Source organism: Sphingopyxis panaciterrulae, from assembly GCF_014199295.1.
GTDB classification, from domain to species: domain Bacteria; phylum Pseudomonadota; class Alphaproteobacteria; order Sphingomonadales; family Sphingomonadaceae; genus Sphingopyxis; species Sphingopyxis panaciterrulae.
Genome location: NZ_JACIJH010000002.1, coordinates 63,062 through 84,218 on the forward strand (window position 1 = coordinate 63,062; position 21,157 = coordinate 84,218).

28 protein-coding genes are annotated in these 21,157 nt (G+C 68.1%); 6 read left to right on the plus strand and 22 right to left on the minus strand.

Annotated elements, in window-relative coordinates; all coding sequences use genetic code 11:
* Nucleotides 1-2: 2 nt before the first annotated feature.
* Both mltA and FHR21_RS04315 read left to right on the plus strand, forming a co-directional pair.
* Complete coding sequence (gene mltA / locus FHR21_RS04310) at nt 3-1,352, plus strand: murein transglycosylase A (protein ID WP_246427058.1); 1,350 nt, start codon at nt 3-5, stop codon at nt 1,350-1,352.
* An 8-nt stretch (nt 1,353-1,360) separates the two neighbouring features.
* Nucleotides 1,361-1,927, plus strand: coding sequence for a Smr/MutS family protein (locus tag FHR21_RS04315; RefSeq protein WP_184095711.1), 567 nt, complete (start codon nt 1,361-1,363; stop codon nt 1,925-1,927).
* 7 nt (nt 1,928-1,934) lie between these two features.
* Here the strand turns inward: FHR21_RS04315 and dapE are convergent, their stop codons facing one another.
* The gene (gene dapE, locus FHR21_RS04320) at nt 1,935-3,071 is read right to left on the minus strand and encodes a succinyl-diaminopimelate desuccinylase (protein WP_184095713.1); all 1,137 of its coding nucleotides are present in this window, start codon (nt 3,069-3,071) and stop codon (nt 1,935-1,937) included.
* 95 nt (nt 3,072-3,166) lie between these two features.
* Between dapE and FHR21_RS04325 the strand changes: the two genes are divergently transcribed.
* Nucleotides 3,167-3,634, plus strand: coding sequence for a cupin domain-containing protein (locus FHR21_RS04325; protein WP_184095715.1), 468 nt, complete (start codon nt 3,167-3,169; stop codon nt 3,632-3,634).
* A 155-nt stretch (nt 3,635-3,789) separates the two neighbouring features.
* On the opposite strand, the gene FHR21_RS04330 is transcribed toward FHR21_RS04325, so the two are convergent.
* The 19 genes from FHR21_RS04330 to FHR21_RS04420 all read right to left on the minus strand — a co-directional run bounded on the left by FHR21_RS04330 (nt 3,790) and on the right by FHR21_RS04420 (nt 16,806).
* Entirely contained in the window at nt 3,790-4,461 is a 672-nt protein-coding gene (locus FHR21_RS04330; protein WP_184095717.1) for a glutathione S-transferase family protein, read from the minus strand.
* Nucleotides 4,462-4,638: 177 nt separating this feature from the next.
* Nucleotides 4,639-5,286: a ribosome biogenesis GTP-binding protein YihA/YsxC gene (gene yihA, locus FHR21_RS04335; protein ID WP_184095719.1), complete on the minus strand. Its 648-nt coding sequence runs from the start codon at nt 5,284-5,286 to the stop codon at nt 4,639-4,641.
* Nucleotides 5,283-7,031, minus strand: a complete 1,749-nt coding sequence (gene yidC / locus FHR21_RS04340; RefSeq protein ID WP_184095721.1) for a membrane protein insertase YidC — start codon at nt 7,029-7,031, stop codon at nt 5,283-5,285. Before yidC ends, yihA begins: the two co-directional genes overlap by 4 nt.
* Before the next feature lie 39 nt (nt 7,032-7,070).
* The gene (gene yidD / locus FHR21_RS04345) at nt 7,071-7,283 is read right to left on the minus strand and encodes a membrane protein insertion efficiency factor YidD (RefSeq protein ID WP_184095724.1); all 213 of its coding nucleotides are present in this window, start codon (nt 7,281-7,283) and stop codon (nt 7,071-7,073) included.
* Between the two features lie 304 nt (nt 7,284-7,587).
* Nucleotides 7,588-7,926: a ribonuclease P protein component gene (gene rnpA / locus FHR21_RS04350; protein ID WP_184095726.1), complete on the minus strand. Its 339-nt coding sequence runs from the start codon at nt 7,924-7,926 to the stop codon at nt 7,588-7,590.
* 29 nt (nt 7,927-7,955) lie between these two features.
* Entirely contained in the window at nt 7,956-8,090 is a 135-nt protein-coding gene (gene rpmH, locus FHR21_RS04355) for a 50S ribosomal protein L34 (protein ID WP_003046693.1), read from the minus strand.
* 101 nt (nt 8,091-8,191) lie between these two features.
* Nucleotides 8,192-8,500: a hypothetical protein gene (locus tag FHR21_RS04360; protein ID WP_246427059.1), complete on the minus strand. Its 309-nt coding sequence runs from the start codon at nt 8,498-8,500 to the stop codon at nt 8,192-8,194.
* A gap of 256 nt (nt 8,501-8,756) precedes the next feature.
* Nucleotides 8,757-9,560 carry an alpha/beta hydrolase gene (locus FHR21_RS04365; protein ID WP_184095728.1) on the minus strand — a complete coding sequence of 268 codons (804 nt, stop codon included), beginning with the start codon at nt 9,558-9,560 and terminating at the stop codon, nt 8,757-8,759.
* A gap of 80 nt (nt 9,561-9,640) precedes the next feature.
* Nucleotides 9,641-10,294, minus strand: a complete 654-nt coding sequence (locus FHR21_RS04370; protein ID WP_221235005.1) for a glutathione S-transferase family protein — start codon at nt 10,292-10,294, stop codon at nt 9,641-9,643.
* Entirely contained in the window at nt 10,294-10,755 is a 462-nt protein-coding gene (locus tag FHR21_RS04375; RefSeq protein ID WP_184095729.1) for a hypothetical protein, read from the minus strand. Before FHR21_RS04375 ends, FHR21_RS04370 begins: the two co-directional genes overlap by 1 nt.
* Entirely contained in the window at nt 10,752-11,237 is a 486-nt protein-coding gene (locus FHR21_RS04380) for a VOC family protein (protein WP_184095731.1), read from the minus strand. The genes FHR21_RS04375 and FHR21_RS04380 overlap by 4 nt, the downstream gene beginning before the upstream one ends.
* A complete protein-coding gene (locus tag FHR21_RS04385; RefSeq protein ID WP_184095733.1) occupies nt 11,234-11,659 on the minus strand; it encodes a VOC family protein in 426 nt (141 codons plus the stop codon). The genes FHR21_RS04380 and FHR21_RS04385 overlap by 4 nt, the downstream gene beginning before the upstream one ends.
* Nucleotides 11,660-11,799: 140 nt before the next feature.
* Complete coding sequence (locus tag FHR21_RS04390) at nt 11,800-12,597, minus strand: VOC family protein (RefSeq protein ID WP_184095735.1); 798 nt, start codon at nt 12,595-12,597, stop codon at nt 11,800-11,802.
* Nucleotides 12,594-13,325 carry a DUF899 family protein gene (locus tag FHR21_RS04395; protein ID WP_184095737.1) on the minus strand — a complete coding sequence of 244 codons (732 nt, stop codon included), beginning with the start codon at nt 13,323-13,325 and terminating at the stop codon, nt 12,594-12,596. The genes FHR21_RS04390 and FHR21_RS04395 overlap by 4 nt, the downstream gene beginning before the upstream one ends.
* A 155-nt stretch (nt 13,326-13,480) precedes the next feature.
* The gene (locus FHR21_RS21290; protein WP_184095739.1) at nt 13,481-14,200 is read right to left on the minus strand and encodes a DUF1428 domain-containing protein; all 720 of its coding nucleotides are present in this window, start codon (nt 14,198-14,200) and stop codon (nt 13,481-13,483) included.
* Nucleotides 14,201-14,414: 214 nt separating this feature from the next.
* On the minus strand, nt 14,415-15,089 hold the full coding sequence (locus FHR21_RS04405; RefSeq protein ID WP_184095741.1) for a glutathione S-transferase family protein: 675 nt from the start codon (nt 15,087-15,089) through the stop codon (nt 14,415-14,417).
* Between the two features lie 140 nt (nt 15,090-15,229).
* Nucleotides 15,230-15,661 (minus strand): DoxX family protein, encoded by a 432-nt coding sequence (locus FHR21_RS04410; RefSeq protein ID WP_184095743.1) that lies wholly within the window; start codon nt 15,659-15,661, stop codon nt 15,230-15,232.
* A gap of 26 nt (nt 15,662-15,687) precedes the next feature.
* On the minus strand, nt 15,688-16,146 hold the full coding sequence (locus FHR21_RS04415; protein WP_221235006.1) for a VOC family protein: 459 nt from the start codon (nt 16,144-16,146) through the stop codon (nt 15,688-15,690).
* 30 nt (nt 16,147-16,176) lie between these two features.
* Nucleotides 16,177-16,806 (minus strand): TetR/AcrR family transcriptional regulator, encoded by a 630-nt coding sequence (locus tag FHR21_RS04420; RefSeq protein WP_184095745.1) that lies wholly within the window; start codon nt 16,804-16,806, stop codon nt 16,177-16,179.
* Nucleotides 16,807-16,951: 145 nt separating this feature from the next.
* Here FHR21_RS04420 and FHR21_RS04425 point away from each other — a divergent pair, with 145 nt between their 5' ends.
* From FHR21_RS04425 to FHR21_RS04435, 3 genes are all read left to right on the plus strand, one after another.
* Nucleotides 16,952-18,460, plus strand: a complete 1,509-nt coding sequence (locus FHR21_RS04425; protein ID WP_184095747.1) for a YifB family Mg chelatase-like AAA ATPase — start codon at nt 16,952-16,954, stop codon at nt 18,458-18,460.
* Nucleotides 18,461-18,483: 23 nt separating this feature from the next.
* Nucleotides 18,484-18,915 carry a GFA family protein gene (locus tag FHR21_RS04430; protein ID WP_184095749.1) on the plus strand — a complete coding sequence of 144 codons (432 nt, stop codon included), beginning with the start codon at nt 18,484-18,486 and terminating at the stop codon, nt 18,913-18,915.
* 62 nt (nt 18,916-18,977) lie between these two features.
* Nucleotides 18,978-19,331 (plus strand): SpoIIAA family protein, encoded by a 354-nt coding sequence (locus FHR21_RS04435; RefSeq protein ID WP_184095751.1) that lies wholly within the window; start codon nt 18,978-18,980, stop codon nt 19,329-19,331.
* A gap of 48 nt (nt 19,332-19,379) precedes the next feature.
* On the opposite strand, the gene FHR21_RS04440 is transcribed toward FHR21_RS04435, so the two are convergent.
* Nucleotides 19,380-19,787, minus strand: a complete 408-nt coding sequence (locus tag FHR21_RS04440; RefSeq protein WP_184095753.1) for a bactofilin family protein — start codon at nt 19,785-19,787, stop codon at nt 19,380-19,382.
* A 1-nt stretch (nt 19,788) separates the two neighbouring features.
* Entirely contained in the window at nt 19,789-21,003 is a 1,215-nt protein-coding gene (locus tag FHR21_RS04445; RefSeq protein ID WP_246427060.1) for a M23 family metallopeptidase, read from the minus strand.
* Nucleotides 21,004-21,157 lie beyond the last annotated feature (154 nt).

The following is a 21,157-nucleotide window of genomic DNA, read 5'->3' on the forward strand; positions in this document are numbered from 1 at the left end:
CCATGGCGGGGGTGCGGGGGACGCCGCCGGTGCGCGCGGTCGGATTCGCCTGCCTCGCCATCATCCTGCCCCTGCTCGCAAGCTGCGCGTCGGTGATTCCCGATGCCGGCGGGCGCGGGTCCGCGCCGCCCCCGCCCCGTTCGGAGAGCGCGACGCCGGCGCCCGTGCCGGTGCCAAGCGGCCCCGTCCGCCCCTATACGCCGCGCCCTTCGACCGCGCCCGGCGCGGCGGCGCAGCCGATCCCGGCGACCCCCAATCCGCCGTTGCCCGCTCCTGCGCCGCCTGCCGGTGCGACCACCGCTGCCGAAGCGGGGGTGATCCTCGGCCCCGAATATACCGAACTCGGCATCGCGCCCGATCGCGCGACCGCCGCGCTCAAGGCCTTCCGCCTCAGTTGCCCGGCGCTCCAGCGCCGCGCCGACGCGAGCGGCCTCACCAGAAATGCCGAATGGGCCGAAAGCTGCGCCGCGGCCACGGGCTGGGCCGACCGCGACGCGAGCAATTTCTTCAGCCGCTATTTCGGCACCGTGCAGATCGGCGCCGGCACCGCCTTCGTCACCGGCTATTTCGAACCCGAGATCGCGGCATCGCGGACGAAGCAGCCGGGCTATGACGTCCCCATCTATCGCCGCCCCGCCGACCTGGTCGACGTCGACCTCGGCCTCTTTTCCGACGCGCTCAAGGGCAAGAAGATCCGCGGCCGCGTCGACGGCAGCAGCTTCGTCCCCTATTACGACCGCACGGCGATCGAGCGCGGCGCGCTCGCGAATCGCGGGCTGGAAATCGCCTGGGCCGCCGACGCGGCCGAATTCTTCTTTCTGCAGGTCCAGGGTTCGGGGCGACTTCGCCTGCCCGACGGGTCGATCATGCGCATCGGCTACGACAGCCAGAACGGCCGCGACTATGTCGGCATCGGCAAGCTGCTGCTCGACCGCGGCGAACTCCAGCCCGGCCAGGCGTCGATGCAGGGCATCCTCGACTATCTGCGCGCCGACCCGGCGCGCGGCGCGGCGGTGATGAACGAGAATCCGAGCTGGGTCTTCTTCCGCGAACTCACCGGCCCAGGCCCGTTGGGCGCGCTCGGCATTCCGGTCACCGGGCGTGTCAGCGTCGCTGCCGATCCCAGATATGTGCCGCTCGGCGCGCCCGTCTTCCTCTCGCTCGACCGGGCCGAACCGAATGGTCTGTGGATTGCGCAGGATACCGGCGGCGCGATCAAGGGCGCCAACCGCTTCGACAGCTTCTGGGGAGCGGGCGACCGCGCGCGCGCGATTGCCGGCGGCATGGCGGCGCGCGGCTCGGCGCTCCTCCTGCTGCCACGCGCGAGCGTCGCGCGGTTGACCGGGCGCTGAGGCGGCGCATGCCGCGGCGCCTCGACCCCGACGAAGCCGCGCTCTGGAAAAAGGTCGCGGCGACGGTGCAGCCGCTGTCGAAGCGCCCATCGGCGATTCCCGCCGCTGCGCCGCCGACGGTGCGACCGCCCGGGGCGACGCCGCGCAGCACGGCCGCGCCAGCCGCGTCCCCGCGCCCGTATCCGCTCCCGCCGCCCCGCCGCCTGCACGGCCAGGCGACGCTCGACAGCCATTGGGACCGGCGGCTGCGCAAGGGGCATATCCGCCCCGATCTCTCGATCGACCTCCACGGCCACAGCCTCGCCTCGGCGCAGGCCCTGCTCGACGAGGCGATCGGGCGCGGGCTGATGCGCGGCGCGCGGGTGCTGCTCGTCGTCGCGGGGCGGCTGCGCCCCGGCGCCGACCGCCTGCCGCAGATGCATGGAGAACCGCGCCCGCGCGGCGCGATCCGCGCTTCGCTCGCTGACTGGCTCGCCGCTTCGCCCCATGCCGACCGCATCGCCGCGCTGCGTCCCGCGCATGTCAGCCACGGCGGCGCGGGGGCGGTCTACGTCATCCTGCGGCGGGGGGCGTGAGACAGATCTAATCCAGCAGCGCCCGCATCAGCACTCCGCGATAGATGGCGGCGAGCGTGCGCAGATCCTCCACCGCCACCGCCTCGTCCAGCTTGTGCATCGTCGCGTTGGTCAGCCCGAACTCGACCACCGGGCACAGCGCATGGAGGAAGCGCGCATCCGACGTGCCGCCCGTCGTCGACAGTTCGGGCACGATGTCGGTTTCGGCATGGATCGCCTCGGCGACCAGCGCCGACAGGTCGCCCGGCGGCGTCAGAAAAGCCTCGCCCGAAATCTTGCCGACGACCTTCGCCCCGGGATCGACGTCGCGTGCGATGCGCTCGATCATCTCGATCAGCGCCGCCCCCTGCTGCTGGTCGTTGAAGCGGATCGACAGCCGCGCCCGCGCCGAGGCGGGGATGACGTTGTGCGCGCCGTTGCCGACCTCGATATCGGTGAATTCGATGTTCGACGGCTGGAACCATTCGGTGCCCTCGTCGAGTGTCACCGTGTCGATCGCGGCGAGAATCTTGACCAGCTTGGGGATCGGATTGTCGGCGAGGTGGGGGTAGGCGACATGGCCCTGTGTCCCCGGCACGTCGATCCAGATATTGACCGACCCGCGCCGCCCGATCTTCATCATGTCGCCGAGCCGCTGCACCGACGTGGGTTCGCCGACCAGGATCATGTCGGGGCGCAGGCCGCGCGCATCCATATGCTCCATCAGCGCGCGGGTGCCGAAGATCGCCGGACCTTCCTCGTCGCCGGTGACGATCAGGCTGATCGTGCCGGCCTCGGCCGGGGTCGCGGCGGCGGCGGCGGCGAAGGCGGCGATCGCCCCCTTCATGTCGACCGCGCCGCGCCCGTAGAGCAACTCGCCGCGCACCTGTGGATCGAAGGCATCGCCCGTCCAGCCCACCCCCGGCGGCACGACGTCGAGATGCCCGGCGAAGCCGAAATGGACCGGCCCCGCGCCCTTGCGCACGGCGAGCAGATTCTCGACCGGCCCGTCGGGTTCGATCCCGTCGATGAAGCGCTCGACCGTGAAGCCGAGCGGGGTCAGCGCCGCCTCCAGCACATCGAACACCGCGCCGGTCGCGGGGGTGACGCTGGGCGCGGCGATCAGCGCCTTCGCAAGGTCGAGCGGGTCGATGCCGTGGGTCATGCCGCTTCCTTTACCCCTTCGCGCCGCGTCAAGTCGAGGCTTTGCATCGCGCCGTCCTTGTGCGAAACAAAGGAGGAACAAAGAAAGCGACTGCCATGCCCAAGCTCGATCTCGATGCGATTCCGCAGACCAATGCGACCGGCTATCCGGCGCCGTTCGACCGAGCGGTCGCGGGCCGCTGGTATCGCCGCCTCGCGCCGCCGACCGGCCTTTCGGACTTCGCCGCCAGCCATGTCGTTCTCAAGCCCGGCGCCTGGTCGTCGCAGCGCCACTGGCACGACGGCGAGGACGAGATGCTGGTGATGATCGCGGGCGAGGCGGTGCTGGTCGAGGACGACGGCCGCACTCCGATGCGCCCCGGCGATATCGCGGTGTGGCCGAAGGGCAGCACCAACGGCCATCATCTGATCAACGAATCGGACGCTGACTGCGTGTTCGTCGCGCTCGGCGGCGGCAAGAAATACGACACCGGCGGCGGCTATTCGGACATCGACATGCTGTTCACGCCCGACGGCTATACGCGAAAGGACGGCACGCCCTATCCGGTGAAGCGGGTGCCGTGATCCACTAATCGCCCTCTATTTCTTCGTCATGCTGAACTTGTTTCAGCATCCATGGTCTGACGTCTCAATGCTGCGCCATTCGAGAAACCAGGTCATAGACCCTGAAACAAGTTCAGGGTGACGATGTTTCCGAGGTCCGTCATAACGCACGGGGACTAGCTCTTCACCGGTGCCTCGAATTCCTCGATCACCCAATCCTCGGCCTGCGCGCCGCCGATCCATTCCTGCATGTGCGGGTGCGCGATGACCGCCTCGCAATAGGGAAGGGCAAAGCGCGGCAGCGGGATCGAATAAGTGATGAAGCGGGTGACGACCGGCGCGAACATCATGTCGGCCGCCGACCAGTTGCCGAACAGAAAATCGCCTTCGCCGCCGAAGCGCGCCCGCGCCTCGGCCCAGATCTGCATGATCCGCACGACATCGGCCTGCACGTCGGCGGGAAGATCGGTGGCGGGATAGATGCGGCGGATGTTCATGCTGTGGTTGCGGCGCAGCGCCGCGAAGCTCGAATGCATCTCGGCCGCCATCGACCGCGCCATGGCGCGCGCCGCCATATCCTCGGGCCAGTATCCACGGGTGCCGCCGGTCTTTTCGTTGAGATAGTCGACGATCGCCAGGCTGTCCCAGACGACGATGTCGTCGCCGTCCCACAATATCGGCACCTTGCCGCCCGAGGGCGCAAACTCGTCGCCCTCGCGCCGGTTCGACCAGTCCTCGTCATAAAGCGGGACGGTGACCTCTTCGAAGGGGAGGCCGCTGTGTTTGGCCGCGAGCCAGCCGCGCAGGCTCCAGCTCGAATAGGCCTTGTTGCCGAGGAAGAGTTTCATGGGTCTCCTTAACCCCCTCTCCCCTTGGGGGGAGAGGGTTGTGCAGGCTTGGCAGCTTGCTGCCTAGCCGAAGCTGGGTGAGGGGTGTCAACCTTCGCCCCATACCCTCACCAGGTTCCGGTAGCGGACAAGTCCGCAACCTTCACGATCCTCTCCCCCAAGGAGAGAGGGTTTTGCTCAACTCTCCACCGCCTCCAGCACCGCGGTCCTCAGCTCGGCGATGCCCATGCCCTTTTCGCTGCTTGTTGCGATGACCTGCGGGTGGGCGGCGGGGTGCTTGCGCGCTTCGGTCTCGGTCGCGGTGTGCACCGCGGCAAGGTCGCTCGCCTTGATCTTGTCCGCCTTGGTCAGGACGAGGCGATAGCTGACCGCGGCGGTGTCGAGCATCGCCATCACCTCGCGGTCGACGTCCTTGATGCCGTGGCGGCTGTCGATCAGCACCAGGGTGCGCTTGAGCACCGGGCGCCCGCGCAGATAGTCGTTGACCAGAAAGCGCCATTTCTTGACGATATCCTTGGGCGCCTTGGCGAAACCATAGCCCGGCATGTCGACGAGCCGGAAGACGAGCGGCGCGCCGACGTCGAAATAGTTGAGTTCCTGCGTCCGCCCCGGCGTGACCGAGGTGCGCGCGAGCCCGTTGCGATGGGTCAGCGCGTTGAGCAGCGACGACTTGCCGACGTTCGAACGGCCCGCGAACGCGATCTCGGGCACCGTCGGCGCCGGCAGATGCTGGAGCGCCGGCGCCGATTTCAGAAAGGCGATCGGTCCCGCGAACAGCTTGCGGGCGCGTTCGGCGTGGTCGTCGTCGGGCGCGGCATCCGTCACTTCGCCGGGGCCGCCCTGAGCTGCGGGAACTTGCGGTACATCCACTGCTGCTGCGCGATCGACAGGCAGTTGTTGGTGATCCAGTAGACCAGCAGGCCGGCGGCGAAGGGCGCCATGATGAACATCATCATCCACGGCATGATCTTGAACACCTGCTGCTGCACCGGGTCGGTCGCCTGCGGGTTGAGGCGGAACTGCAGCCACATGGTCACGCCGAGCAGCAGCGCCAGCACGCCGATGCCGAGGAAGGCGGGCGGGTTGAAGTCGAGCAGGCCGAACAGGTTCAATATGTGCAGCGGGTCGGGCGCCGACAGGTCCTTGATCCACAGCACGAAGGGCTGGTGCCGCATCTCGATTGTCAGCATCAGCACCTTGTAGAGCGCATAGAAGATCGGAATCTGGATGACGATCGGCAGGCAGCCCGCGAGCGGATTGATCTTTTCGTCCTTGTAGAGCTTCATCAGCTCCTGCTGCATCTTCGGCTTGTCGTCCTTGTGCCGTTCCTGCAGCGCCTTCATCTTGGGCTGGACGATGCGCATCTGCGCCATCGAATGGAATTGCCGCTGTGCGATCGGGAACATCGCGGCGCGGATGATCAGCGTCAGAATCATGATCGCGACGCCGAAATTGCCGACCTGGGTGAACAGCCAGTCGAGCAGCTTGAAGATCGGCACCTCGAAGAATTCGAACCAGCCCCAGTCGATCGCGTTCGACAGGCGGGTGATGCCGAGGTCGTCCTGATAGGTCGACAGCCTGTTCACTTCCTTCGCGCCGGCGAAGATGCGGCTCGTCGTCGTCACCTGGCGGCCGGGCGCGACACTCGCGAACTTGCGGGCGAACAGGGCCTGGTAATTGTCGGCGCTCGGCGCGCCCAGCGAGGCGTCGACGCGCTCGCCCTTCGCGGGAACGACCGCGGCGAGCCAATATTTGTCGGTGAAGCCGAGCCAGGCGGCGCTGTCATATTTGACGGCTCCACTCTCGTCGAGGTCCTTATAGTCGACGTCGAGGATCGACTTGCCGCCGAGGAAGCCGGTCGGGCCGATATGGTTGGTCCAACTGCTCTGTTCGTGCGGGTCGGTCGGCTTGCCGTGGCGGTCGATCAGCGCATAGCTGCTCGCGCTGACCGGCGCGCTGCCGGTGTTGGCGATCGTCTGTTTCGCGGTGATCAGATAATGGGCGTCGATGCTGTATTCGATGCGGAAGGTCTGGCCGCTGCCGTTCGACCAGCTCAGCGTCACCGGGGTCGCCGGGGTCAGCTTCGTGCCGGTGGCCGTCCACAGCGTGGTTGGACCCGGCACCTCGATGCCCTGCGCCGACCAGCCGAGGCTGGCGAAATAGGCGGCCTTGGTGCCGGCGGGCGCGAACAGGCGGACGGGGGGCGAATCCTTGGCGATGGTCTGGCGATATTTGGTCAGCGTGATGTCGTCGATGCGCGCGCCGGCCAGGTTGATCGACCCCGACAGCGCCGGGGTTTCGATGGGCACGCGCTGCCCCTCGGCAAGCACGGCCGCGATCGGGCGGACCGCTTGCGGCGCGGGCGCGGCGGGCGCGGCCGGGGCGGCGCTGCCCGCGGCAGGGACGCCCGCCGGCTGGGCCGCGGTGCCTGCGCCCGCATCGCCGGCGACGGTTGTGGTGACGTCGGGCTTGGCGGGCGTCGGGAAATATTTGTCGGCGATGAAATTCCATCCGATCAGGATGGCCGCCGACAACAGGATCGCCGCGATCAGGTTACGCTTGTCGTCCACGCTCTATCGTCTCTCTTCAATCTGTCCGGAAATGCCGTATCAAGGAACGGGGTCATAACCATGGCCGCCCCACGGGTGGCAGCGCAATAGCCGCTTTGTCGCCATCCAGCCACCCTTGATCGCACCATGACGCCCGATGGCTATGATGGCATATTCGCTGCACGAAGGCGCATAGCGACAGGTCGGCGGCAGGATGCGCGAGGGGCCGAGTTGCCAGCCGCGGGCGATCAGGATGAGCAGGCGGGCGATCATGGAAGAAGCCCGGAAAACTGCGCAACTTCACACGGAATTTCCCTGTCTTTGTCACCCCGGACTTGATCCGGGGTCCCGCTCGGCGACGTCGAAAAGCGGGACCCCGGATCAAGTCCGGGGTGACGCGGGAAGGGAGGCGGGGCGGGAAGGAAAAGGGCGGAAAACTGCACAACTTCACTCTGAAATCGCTTTTCCGTCCCAAGGCAGCGGCGGTGGCGCGTTGCCGAGGAACTGCGCATGGAAAGGGCGAGAGGGCGGTGCATGGGCGGCACGCTAACCCGCCGCGATAGTGTAGGACAGCCGTTCATTGCGCCAATTTCCGCGCCGCGCGCTTCAGCGCCGAATCGAGATGCGCGCCGAGTTCGGCGAAGACGATATCGTTGCCGCCGACGCGGCCGATCAGCACATGGTCGGCGCCCGCGATCCCCGATTCGGGCAGCGCGGCGCGGGCGAGCGCGCGCAGCCGGCGTTTCATCCGGTTGCGGGTGACGGCGTTGCCGACTTTCTTGCTGACGGTGAAGCCGATGCCGATGCCTGCATCCTCGTCGCCGCGCGGGCGGACGAGCAGGACGAAGCCGGGCATGGGAAAGCGAAGGCCGCGATTCGCGGCCAGAAATTCGCTGCGTTTGCTAAGGGTTCGCACCAGCTTTGCTGGCGCCGAAGCGTCGGCGCTTAGGCCGACAGCTTCTTGCGGCCGCGGGCGCGACGGGCGGCCAGGACCTTGCGGCCGCCGACGGTGGCCTTGCGGGCGCGGAAGCCATGGCGGCGCTTGCGCACGAGGCGGCTCGGTTGATAGGTGCGCTTCATCGCGAAATCCCCAAAATCTCTTCAATCGTTGCAACGAAAAAGGGCCGCCAAACGCGGGCGGCCGCCAGTGGGGGCGCGGATAGGCGAGAGTCGGGGCAAAGTCAATCGCCATCGCGGCCCTCGATCGCATCGCGCGCGCGCCGCCGCGCCGCGCTCGCCCGCCGCATGATCCGGTCGGTCCAGGCGGCATAGCGCGGGTGACGCCGCTTGAAGCGCACATAGACCCGCTTCGCCCAGGGACTGTTCTGAAGGCTCAGCATCAATCCGGCGGGAAACAGGATGATGAAGCCGGGACCAGGCAGCGGCCCCAGGATCGGCGCCGCGATCATCAGCAGCAGGCCGAGCCCGAACAGCGCCAGCCGTACCTGCGCGTTCGACCGCAATCGCTGATAAAGGCTCCGCTTCGCCATCGCGGCGATGTGGGAGCGCACGGGGCGTGTTGCAAGATTAAGGCAGCTTGGCGCGAGGCGATGGTGATCGCGAGCGGCCGTTTTGGGGTGGTGAGCGGACTTGCACGGCTCGTCGCCCCCGCGAAGGCGGGGGCCGCTGGAGGCCTATTCCTGCGCCGCTGCGTAAGACGACGGCGGCCCCCGCCTTCGCGGGGGCGACGGCTGTTATCGGCCGAAACCCGCCATCCGCCCACACGAACGTGCGGCGACGGGTCCCTCAATCCAGCGTCACGAACCGCGCCATGTCGCCGCGCGTCAGATAGCGCACATCGTCGAACGGCGTGCTGTTGGTCAGCGCGTAAAAGGCGCGTGCCTTCGCGTCGTCCATCCCCATCTCGCGGTAAAGGCCGAGATATTCGGCATGAACCGGGTCGTCGGCGGGGTAATCGCCCGCTTGCCGCCCATATTCGTCCATCCAGCTATGGACCCCGAATTCGGCGTTGGGCGCCGCGCTGCGCCGGGTGCCCGCCAGCCACAGTTCGACCGCGCCCGACCGCACCGAGCCGCCGCTCGGCACGACCGTTTCGAGCCCCGCGCGCCGAATCGCGCGGGCGAGCGCCAGATTGGCCTCTTCGTCGAGGCTGCCGGGACAGTCGATCATCTCGATCCGCGTCAGGCCGGGAAAGGCGGCGAGCATCGCGGCGAACTGGCGCGGCGTTGCTGCGGTGACGTCGCCCGCCATCCGCACCGTCCGCGAATCGATCACCGCGAACGGACCGAAGCGCGCCCTGGCGTGGCCGAGCGTCGCGAGCGTCGCCGCGGGGGCATAGCGCCGCGTCGCGCCGGGATCGGCGGCGAGCGCCCCGTCGCCGAGCCCCCCGTCGCCGAGCCCCTCGTCGCCCAGCAGCGCATCGGTTTCGTCGAGAAGGATGCCATCGTCCTCGACGTTCTCCTCATAGGTCCAGCTTACCGTCGTCGTGACGATGGTGACCAACTGCTGCGCATGCGCCGGCGCGAAGGCCAGCAGCGCCGCGAGCGCGGCAACGATCAGCGTGCGGCAAAGGGCGGTCGCGGATATCATGCGACCGTCCTCGCGCGCGCGCGGCTATCAAAGCGCCAACGGGCGCGGTCAGCGCCGCGTTAACCGCCTTATGGGACAGGTCAGTCGCGGTCGGGCGCGCCGAGGGGGAAATAGGGGCGATAGGGTCGCGCGTCGTCGACACAGCGCTTCACCGACGGGTGCGCGAGCAGCCGGCTGCGATAGGCGCTGAGGTTGGCGTAGCGCGGCGCGATCCGATGCACCCAGTCGGCGTAGAAGAGCGAGGGCGCCGCGGCGCAATCGGCGAGGGTGAAGCCGTGCGGCGTCGCCCAGCCGCCCTCGGCAAGCTGTTCGTCGAGCCAGCCATAGACGGTCTCCAGCCCCGCCTTCGCCTTGTCCACGACGATCTCCAGGTGATTCTCCGGCCCGCGCAGCGCGTCGGCCACGACCTCCTGCACCGGCGTCATCACATGATTGTCGAACACGCGGTCGAACTGCCGCACCGTCAGCGCCGCGTCGGGGTCGGCGGGGATCAGCGGCGGTTCGGGCGCCAGCCGGTCGAGATATTCGATGATGATCGTCGCCTCGAACAGCGCCCGCTCGCCGTCGACGAGGAGCGGGAACTTGCCGATCGGCCAGTGCGCGCGCAGCTCCTCCATATGCTGCGGCCGGTCGGGCTCGATGACGCGATAGTCGAATTCGAGTCCCTTCTCGTAGAGCGCGATCAGCGCCTTCCAGGTGTAGGAGGAAAAGGGGTGGCCATAGAAGATCAGCATCAGCGGGTTTCCTTGTTGTGCGCGAACCAGGCAATCGGCCAGCCGACGAGCAGGATGTGCGGGACGAGCGCGATCAGCCCCTGCACCGGATCGGCGGGCGGGAAGGAGGCGCCGAAGCGGAGCGGCAGGACAACGGCGTTCATGACCAGATAGAGAAAGAAGCCATAGAGCGCGCCGGTCCATCCCCACGGCGCCGCGCCGAGCGCCGGCCATCGGCGGGCCGCGGCAAACCAGGCCGCGACCATCGCCGCCATGATCGCGAAATGGACGCCGAGCCCGGCGAGCGCGCCGCCCACGCCCCAGCCGCCGGCGCCGTCGCCGAACGGCCCCCTGGCGATACCGCGCAGCATGCCGCCGACGGTGCCGCCCGCGAGCGTCGTCCACGCCATCGCATAGGCGATGTCGAGCGTGCCCGCGATCAGCCAGGCGCGGAGCGCCGCGCTCCGCCGCGCTGGCGTCATGCGGCCTTCACTGCCGCCTCGATCGCGGCGATGTCGATCTTCTTCATCGTCATCATCGCCTCGAAGGCGCGCTTGGCCGCGGCCTTGTCGGGCCCGGTCGTCGCCTCGAGCAGCGCGCGCGGGGTGATCTGCCAGTTCACGCCCCATTTGTCCTTGCACCAGCCGCATTGGCTTTCCTGCCCGCCGTTTCCGACGATCGCGTTCCAATAGCGGTCGGTTTCCTCCTGACTGTCGGTGTGGACCTGAAAGGAAAAGGCCTCGCTATGCTGGAAAACGGGTCCGCCGTTGAGCCCGACGCACGGCACGCCGAGCACGGTGAACTCGACCGTCAGCACCGCGCCTTCCTTGCTGCTCGGATTGTCGAGCGGCGCGCGGTGGACCGCGCCGACCGCGCTGTCCGGAAAGGTCGCGGCATAGAAGGCGGCCGCGTCCTCGGCATCCTTGTCGTACCACAGGCACAGCGTCACGGGATCCCGGCTCATCGCCCGTCTCCCTTCAACGGGTTGCCGATCGACCAGAGGTGGCCGAACGGGTCTCTGACCTGCGCGTAGCGGTCGCCCCAGAACATGTCCTCGGGCGCCATCACCGACGTCGCGCCGGCCTCGATCGCGCGGCCGTACCAGCGGTCGGTGTCGTCGACCTGCAGATGGAGCACCGTGCCGGCGGGCTCGGGCGCGGGACTGCCCGTATATTCGGGAAAATCGTCGTGCATCATCAGCGACGCGCCGTTGATATGGACATGCGCGTGCATCAGCCGCTCGCCGTCGTCGGCGGGCTGGCGCACCACCTCGGTCGCGCCGAACGCCTTGCCGTAAAAGTCGATCGCATCCTTGGCGCGCTTGTCGCGAATCGTGAGATGCGGGGTCAGGCCGCCGGTCGGCGCCTGGTTCGCGGGGGTCGTCATCGTCTCTCTCCTCTAATCTCTCTCCCCTTCAGGGGAGAGATGCGAAGGCTTGGCGGCTTTGCCGCCTAGCCGGAGTTGAGAGGGGCGCGGCATAGGCGGCCCCCTCTCCCAACCCTCTCCCCTGAAGGGGAGAGGGCTTTTTATCGCCGCGGTCCGACCAGCCCGAACGCCGCGCCCTGCGGGTCGACGCCGTTCATCGCGAACTCGCCGCCGGGGATTTCCATCGGTTCGTTGGTGATCGTGCCGCCGTTCGCGGTGATCGCCGCGGCGGCGCGGTCGATGTCGTCGACCCCGATATAATAGGACCACATCGCCGCCGGCACGCCGGGCATCAGCCCCATGACGGCGCCGATCCCGACCTCGCCCAGTTGCAGGAAGCGATAGGCGCCCATGTCGCTCATGTCGAACGCGCCCTCCTGCCCCCAGCCGAAGTGCTTGCGGTAAAAGGCGATCGCGGCGTCGGGGTCGCTGGTCATCAGCTCGTTCCAGCGCACATGCTGCGCCTCGGTCACCGAAAACACGTCGCTGTCCCTATCCTCCATCCCGGCGGGCGGGATCGGGTTCATGACATAGAAGACCGCGCCTTGCGGGTCCGACAGCATCGCGATGCGCCCGACGGGCAGGTCGGTCGCGGGCATGTGCACCGCGCCGCCGTCGGCCTCGATCGCCGCGATCGTCGCATCGACGTCGGGAGTGTAGAGATAGCCCATCCACGCCGGCCGCGCCCCGCCCGCCAGCATGTCGGCATTGAGCGCCAGCACGCCGCCGGCATTGCCGCCGTCCGAGCGCCCGATCATGCGATAGTCGACACCGCTCGCCGCGGGGTCCGAATGCGCCGCGATCGTCCAGCCGACGACCGCGCCGTAAAAGCGCGCCGCGCCGTCGGGGTCGCTGGTCATCAGCTCGTACCAGATGAAACTGCCCTTGGGATTGGTCATCGTCTTTCTCCTTCATAGCTCAGGCTCGGGAAGAAATTGCCCCGCCCCTCGGGCGTCATGTCGAGCAGGCCCCACAGCGGATCGACGAGGTCGCCGGCGCGGTGGTGCTGGCCGGGATCTTCGGGCGCATAGGCCATTTCGCTCGCCCAATGATGCCGGATGGCATCGCCGTCCTTGCAGAAGACGTTGAAGATCGTCTCGTCCCAATCCTCGCCTTCGCCCATGCCACGCTCGGCACGTTTCGCCGCCGACAACCGGCGCGTGTCGCCGAAATAATCGGCCGAATAGCGGCCCTCGACGTCGGACAGGAAGCGCAGGTGCGGCCAGCGCCGCTCCTTCGCCCAGGCTTCGAGCCGCGCGATCGGCGATTTGGCGACGACATAGAGCGGGGCGCGCTGCCCGACGTGGCGGGCGCTGCCGTCGATCGCGTCGAGCATGTGCGTACAGCCGGGACAGGGCATGTCGCGTTCGGGCCCGAACATGAAGCTTTGCAGGATGATGCTCGACTTGTCCCCGAACAGCTCGGACAGCCGGACCGTTTCGGGGCGTTGATACGCGCCGATGCGCTCGAAGGCATAATCCTCGGGCACCGCGCCGCCGGGCGGCAGCGCCCGCCGCTGCGCCGCGACCGCCTCGATCTGCCGCCTCAGCGCGATCTCGGCGTCGAGCAGCGCGGCGCGCGCCTCGCGATAATCGGCGTTTTCGTTCGGGAAGGTCAGATGGTGCATCGTCTCTGCCTTTCTAAAGCCCCTCCGCTTCGGGGGAGGGGTTGGGTGGGGGCCATCGGCCTTGCGCAAGGCCGATAAGTCCCACCGCGCCGCGACTGGCGGGCAAGCCCGCAAGTCTTGCTGCCCCTCCCCTTCAGGGGAGGGGTGAAAGGGCGTCACGCATCCAGTATCGGCGTGAACCCGCCATAGATCATCCGCTTGCCGTCAAAGGTCTGGTCGTTCGGATCGTGCTTCATCCGCTCGTCGGTCATGACCTTTTCCCAGCCCGCGACGCGCGCTTCCTTGCTCGGCCATTCGATCCAGCTGAACATCGGGGTCTCGCCCGCCTCGGCGTGGACCGCGCGTTTGAAATCGGTGACCTTGCCGTCATAGACGTCGTCGCCCCAGCATTCGAGCACCCGCGTCGCGCCATGGTCGAGGAAGACGGCCGCCGCCTTGTCGGCCATCGCGCGATAGGCGTCCTTGTTGCCGTCGGGCACCGCGAGCAGGAAGCCGTCGGTATAGCCCATCGTTCCGCCGAGCCCTTCCTCGACGAGCGATTCGAAGCCGGAAACGATCATCCGCTGCCCGTCGAAGGGCATGGTCTCGCCCATCTCGGCCATCCGGGGGTCGCTCATCATCTTCTCGTTCGCGGCATCGCGGGTGGCGCGGTCGGGATATTCGAACCAGCTGAAGACGATCTCCTCGCCTTCCTTTGCCTGTACCGCGGTACGGAAATCGTTGAGCTTGCCCGCGGGGACCTCGTCGCCCCACGCCTCGACGTGGCGGCGCACCCCGAACTCCTTGACCAGCGCCGCGGCGTCGGCCGCGTGCTTGCGATATTCCTCTTTCTGCGCGGTCGGCACCGCGAGGACAAATCCTTCCACATAGGTCATCGTCTCTCTCCTTTGTTCTTGTCCCCTTCCTGTCGGAAAGGCGGGATCGGTTGCAAACGGGTCTGTTTCGTTACGCTCCGCCCTCTCCATATTCGTCACCCTGAACTTGTTTCAGGGTCCATGTCCTGCCCTCGAATTTGGCGCGGTGCTCAAGGAGAGACCTGGCCATGGATGCTGAAACAAGTTCAGCATGACGACGGCGGAGAGGGGGGGCTTATCCCCCCACCGGGCCGGCCTCCTCGCGGAACGCGGCGAGCTGCGCCTTCAGCGCGCGGTCGAACGCCGGTCGGGCCAGGCAACGCGCCAGATAGGCCTCGAGCTTCGGATGCTCGGCGACCGCGCTGCTCTCGATTCCCTCGCGCAGCACCGTCGCCATCGCGATATCGGCGACGCTGAAATCGCCGGCCAGCCAGGGCCGGTCGCCCAGCGCTTCGGCAAGCTTGCCGAAACGCTGGTGGATGAACTCCATCAGCCCCGGCCGGCGCAGCTTCGCCCATTCCTCGCCGGCGGCGAACAGGTCGACGTTGGACAGTTCGAACATCAGCGGCTCGACGCTGTTATAGGCGGCGAACAGCCAGCTCGTGACGGTGGCGCGGCCCTGCGGATCGGGCGGCAGCAACGCCTCGTCCTTTTCGGCGAGGTGGAGCAGGATCGCGCCGCTTTCGAACAGGCGGACATCGCCGTCGCGCAGCACGGGCACCTGGCCCCACGGCTGGTCGCGATAATGCTCCGCCGGGCGATTGACCGCGCTGATCAGATGCTCGGCATAGTCGATCCCCATTTCCTCGCACGCCCAGCGCGGGCGCAGGTCGCGGACGAAACCGCGCGCGAAGTCGGGAACCCAGTCGAAGGCGGTGATTTCGATCGTGGCATTCGGATTGACGGGCATGGATCCTCTCCTTGGATCATCGGGTTTTGCCGCCGGGTTTTCAGAAGAACTCCGCAGGCAGCGGCGGCGTTGCGTCGGCGGGAACGGTCGGCTTCCTTCCTTGCAATGACGGAACCGGTGACGGTGCCCCTTGGCCGGGGTCAGTCCTGCACGGTCCGTAGCGGGATCAGCCGGCGCAGCGCCGGCGAGCGAAGCCACAGCCCGCCCCAGATCATCACGCCCAGATAGACGCCGAACAGGGTGTGGGTGGGCAGCGGGCTGTCGATCCGCAAATGGGTGGCGATCGCGCCGCCCAGATAGCCGGTGACCAGGATCGCGCCCAGCACGGCGGTGCGCGGCCAGACATACAGCAGGGTCGGGATCAGCAGCAGCACGCCCAGCGTCCGCATCGTCGCGACGTCGAGCCGCCAGCCGAGGCCGGGCGGGCTGTACTGGATGGCGAATTGCGGCGCGATCAGCTTGGTTCCGCAGTCGAGCAGCAGAAAGGCGATGACGAGGCCGCTCAGGATGCGGCCGGCGATCAGCGCCGCGCGATTCGGTGGGGCGGCCGTCATGGTCGTCGTCGCGGTCATCGTCCCTCTCCTCCCTGATTCGGTGGTCAGCCCGCGACTTCGGGCAGTTCGGCCTCGCCGCTCGCTACCGCGGGGTCCATCCAGAAGGGCCCCCAGACATGGCCGTCGGGGTCCAGCAGGTCGCGGCCGTACATGAAGCCGTGATCCTGCACCGGATTGACGTCGGCGGTGCCGCCGTTCGCGGCCGCGGCCGCGATCATCGCGTCGACAGCCTCGCGGCTGCCCAGCGCGAGCGCCAGCGACACCTCGCTCGACGTCGCGGGCGGGATCGGGCGGTCGGTGAAGCTCTTCCATTTGTCGTGGGTCAGGATCATCACGAAGATGGTGTCGGACCAGACCATGGCGGCCGCGGTGTCGTCGGTGAAGCGCGGTTCGTTGGTGAAGCCGAGCGCGCTATAGAAGGCCTTCGACTTTTCGAGGTCGGCGACCGGCAGGTTCACGAAAATCATCCTGGGGGTATCGGGCGTATTGGGCGTATTGGGCATGGGGAAAATCCTCTCTCTTCTCTCTTCTTCTCACCCTCTGCCGAACAGCATGAGGATGTAACGCTTCAGGTGGGTGACGCTGTCGCGGGCGATCGCCGGATCGTTCGCGGTCTTCGCCATGATGAAGGCGCCCTGCAGCACCGCCTGGACATGGCGGGCCAGGCTCATCGCGCCGACGCCGTGGGCGATGCCGTGGCGCGCGATCGCGGCCTCGATATCGGGGGCCAGCGCATCGCAATAGGCGGTGATGCTCGCCTCGCACGCGGCGCGGATCGCGTCGCTGGTCGCATAGGCTTCCTGCACCATCGTGCCGACGAAACAGGTGAAATCCTCGACCGGGCCTTCCAGCATCGCCAGGCGGAAGTCGATATGGCCGAGCAGGCGGTCGAGCGGATCGTCGAGCTTCGTGTGCGGCGGCAGTTCGAACATCGGCGCCGCGCGCGCGGTCCAGCCCTCCGCCGCGGCGACCGCCAGCGCCTCCTTCGACGCGAAATGGTGAAAGAAGGCCCCTTTCGTGACCCCCGCGGCGGCGCAGATCTCGTCGACGCTGGTCGCGGCATAGCCCTTGCGGCGCACCGTCTGATGCGCCGCGGCGATCAGCTTGGCGCGCGCATTTCCGCGCTGCGGCCGGTCCTGGGAAGGGGTGTGAGTCGTCGTCATGCGACTCGACATACCGACTAGTTGGTATGTTGTCAAATCGCCCGTCTCGATGCACGTTGCGCGGCACTTTCGCCAACTTCCGCGAAAAGACTCGACCTCCCCGCCCTCTCCCTTACAAGGGTACGGGGGAACAAAGCGGGAATCCATGGTAGCGATCGTATCCACCACCGCCTATCTCGGGCTCGAGGCGCGCGCGGTCGAGGTCCAGTGCCAGATCGCGCCGGGCATGCCCGGCTTCGCGGTCGTCGGCCTGCCCGACAAGGCGGTCGCCGAAAGCCGCGAGCGGGTGCGCGCGGCGCTCTCCGCCATCGGCCTCGCGCTGCCGCCCAAGCGGATCACGGTCAATCTGTCGCCCGCCGACCTGCCCAAGGAGGGCTCGCATTACGACCTGCCGATCGCGCTCGCGCTGCTCGGTGCGATGGGGGTGGTCGATCCGGAGACGCTGGGCGGCTATGTCGTCGTCGGCGAACTCGGCCTCGACGGCCGCGTCGCGCCCTCGCCGGGGGTGCTGCTCGCGGCGCTCCACGCGGGCAGCGTCGAGCGCGGGCTCGTCTGTCCGGTCGCGCAGGGACCGGAGGCGGCATGGGCCGGGAATGTCGAGGTGCTCGCGGCGCCCGACCTCTTGTCGCTCCTCAATCATTTCAAGGGCAGCGCCCTCCTGCCGGCGCCGCGGCCGGGCGAGGTCGAGGCGCCGGTGCGTGTCGTCGACCTCGCGCAGGTCAAGGGGCAGGAAACGGCGAAGCGCGCGCTCGAAATCGCGGCTGCGGGCGGCCACAACCTGCTGATGGCGGGGCCGCCGGGGGCGGGCAAGTCGCTGATGGCCGCCTGCCTGCCCGGCATATTGCCCGACCTGACCCCGGCGGAGGCGCTCGAGGTGTCGATGATCGCCTCCGTCGCGGGGACGCTCGAGGGGGGGCGGCTCGTCCGCGCGCGGCCGTTCCGCGCGCCGCACCATTCGGCGTCGATGCCCGCACTCGTCGGCGGCGGCCTGCGCGTCCGTCCGGGCGAGGTCAGCCTCGCTCATCTCGGCGTGCTGTTCCTCGACGAACTGCCCGAATTCCAGCGCGGGGTGCTCGACAGCCTGCGCCAGCCGCTCGAAACTGGCGAGGTCAGCGTCGCGCGCGCCAACGCTCATGTCACCTTTCCGGCACGGGTGCAGCTCATCGCGGCGATGAACCCGTGCCGCTGCGGCCACCTTGGCGACCCCGCGCTCGCATGCAGCCGCGCGCCGCGCTGCGCCGCCGACTATCAGGCGAAGCTGTCGGGACCGCTGCTCGACCGCATCGACCTGCACGTCGAGGTGCAGGCGGTCAGCGCCGCCGACCTCGTCCTGCCCCCGCCCGCCGAGGGCAGCGCCGAGGTGGCGGCGCGGGTCGCGGCGGCCCGCGCGATCCAGACCCGCCGCTATGCCGGGCACAAGGCGCGTACCAATGCCGAGATCGATGGCGACCTGCTCGAAGCGGTTGCGACCCCCGACGAGGCCGGACGCAAATTATTGGCGCAGGCGGCCGAGGCGATGCGCCTCTCCGCGCGTGGCTATACCCGCATCCTGCGCGTCGCCCGCACCATCGCCGATCTGACGGGGGCCGAGGCGGTGGGGCGCATCCATGTCGCCGAAGCGCTCGGCTATCGGCGACAGCCGCCGCGGAATTGAACGACGGCCGAGGAGAATTGGCATTGCCAGAAGCGATCAGGGGTTCGTGCCTTTGCGGGGCGGTGTGGTTCGAGATCGACGGGAAGATCGGCCCGGTCGGCCAATGCCATTGCTCGAAATGCCGCAAGCTGTCCGGCACCGATGGCAATGCCGTCTTCTATACTGCAGTTCGCAGTTTTCGCTGGCTGAGCGGGGAAGGCAATATCGCCAGCTTCACGGTTCCGGGCGGCAAGGATTGGACGTCGAACTTCTGCCGGACGTGCGGAAGCCCCACGCCGCATACCGATCCCGACGACAAAATCTATTTCGTACCGGCGGGCCTGCTCGACGACGACCCCGGATTCCGGGGCTATGCGGCGCATATCTTCGTCGGGTCGAAGGCGCCGTGGGTCTGCATCGCCGACGACGCCCCGCAATATGTCGAAGGCTTCGGATCACCGCTGATGCCGGGCTGAAGCGAGCGGCCGATGGAACGACCGGCCTGCCCGGCGCGTATCGGCCGGGCCGGAGAAAGGCCATGCTCGACATGATCGACAGCGCGGACGATGTGATCGCGCTCAAGATATCGGACAAGATCAGCGGCCGCGAACTCGATGCGATCATGGACCGCCTCGACGCGGCGATGGCGCGGCACGACAAGGTGCATGTCTTCGTAGAGACGCGGTCGATCGATGGGATCGAGATTGCGGGGCTTGCGTCCTATGTGGCGCGCGCGCTGCCGCTGTTCGGCAAGCTCGGCCGTTTCGGCCGCGTCGCGGTGGTTGCCGATCAGGGCTGGATTCGCGCGGCGACCAAGGTCGAAAGCGCCATGCTGCCGCATGTCAGCTATCGCGTCTTCGAACCCGGGGAGCGCGACGAAGCCTTCGCCTAGGTGACCGGCGCGGCGCCATAGGCTCCGCTTATAGGCGCGAACGTCGGGTCAGGCGCCGAGCGCGGTCGGCTTGGTCTCGACCACCTCGAGCGGCGGCGGGGCCTTGACCGCGGCCGCGGGCGCGCCGTGGCGGCGGTGCGACAGCTTGCCGTCGACCTTGCCGCCATTCTCGATCGTGATGGTTTCGTAAAAGACGTCGCCGGTGATCCGCGCGCTGGCGTGGACGATCAGCGTCTTCGCCTCGATCGATCCGTCGAGCAGGCCAGCGAGCTTCGCGGTCTCGGCGGCTACCGCGCCCTTGATCTCGCTCGCCTCGCCCTGGACGAGGTTCGCGCATTTCAGGTCGCCCTCGATCTTGCCGTCGACATGCAGGTCAACGCTCGCGGCGACGTTGCCGGTGATGACGACGTCCGACCCGATGATCGAGAAGGTGGCATGACGGGCGCCGGTCGCCATCTTAGCGGGCACGGCTGGCGCCGTCGGCGCGTGCGAGGGCACCGACTCGCTGTCGGGCATCGGCTTTGACTTCGAGAACATCGGCTTTGGCCTCCAGGAAGCGGCGCGGGTTGACCGCGACGCCGTTCAAACGAACTTCGAAATGCAGGTGGCTGCCGGTCGAGCGGCCGGTCGAGCCCATCTTGGCGATCTGCTGCCCCGCGGCGACGCGTGCGCCGACCGAGGTGTTGAAGCCGGACAGGTGGGCGTAGCGCGTCATGATGCCCTGGCCGTGGTCGACCTCGACGACATTGCCGTAACCCGAGCGGCGGCCGACGAACGTCACGCGGCCCGGCGCCGCGGCGAGGATCGGGGTGCCGAGCGGCCCGGGGAAATCGAGCCCGGCGTGCATCGCGCTCGCGCCGGTGAAGGGATCGTGGCGATAGCCGTAGCTCGACGAGAGCATCAGCACATGCGCGGGCTGGCCCGACGGAATGGCGACCAGGGTGCGTTCGAGCACCTCCATGCGGAACAACGCGCCTTCGAGTGCGGCGAAGCTCTCGCCGAGCGCGCTCGCGCGGCCGATGCGGCCGCGCCAGGGAATGAAGGGACCGCCCTGGCCGACGCTGGCCTTGCGGACGAGGGTCTTGGGGTCGAGCCCGAGCTTGGCGATGGCGTCGCGGGCCTTCAGCGCGCGGGCGTCGACGGCGGCGAGCAGATGCGCCGAAAAGGCTTCCTGCCGTGCCTCGATCCGCGCGAGCGCCTGCGCCTCTGGCGGCAGGCGCGGGTCGAGCGCGCTGGTTTCGACCGGCTTCGCCTCGGCGGCGTCCTTGGCCCCGGCCTTGGGCGCGGCATCGGCGGGCAGCGCTTCGCTGCCGAAATAGGTGTCCTTCCACTCTTCGAGCTGCGCCTGGCGCTCGTCGAGGTCGGCGGCGATTTCGGCGACGCGGTCGCGATATTGGGCGATGCGCGCTTCGCCGGCCGCGGCGGCGGCTTCCTTGCGCGCCACCTCGGCGCGCTCGCCGGCGGTCAGCAACTGGTTGACGAAGACTGTGAGCGTGACGCCCGCCCAGACGAGCAGCACCGCGCCCGCGATCAGCGCGACGCGCTTCTGCCAGACGGCGCTCACGCGCAGGAACCGGACGTGGCCGTGCGTGCGGACGAAGATTTCATGGTCCTGAAACAGCGCATCGAAGCGCTGGCGCCATCGGCGCAGACCCGTCGTTAGCGAAGACAAGTTACGACCCCGTCTTGGTGTTCTGACTGGAGCCCCCCGGCTCCGCTTGGGAAGCGCCCTTACCAGCGGTGTCATCCCCGCGCGAATCTTTGCACGGCGAGTCGGGGTGAATCGAAACGCCCGCGCGGTGAACGGTGAAACGCTGCCAATATGG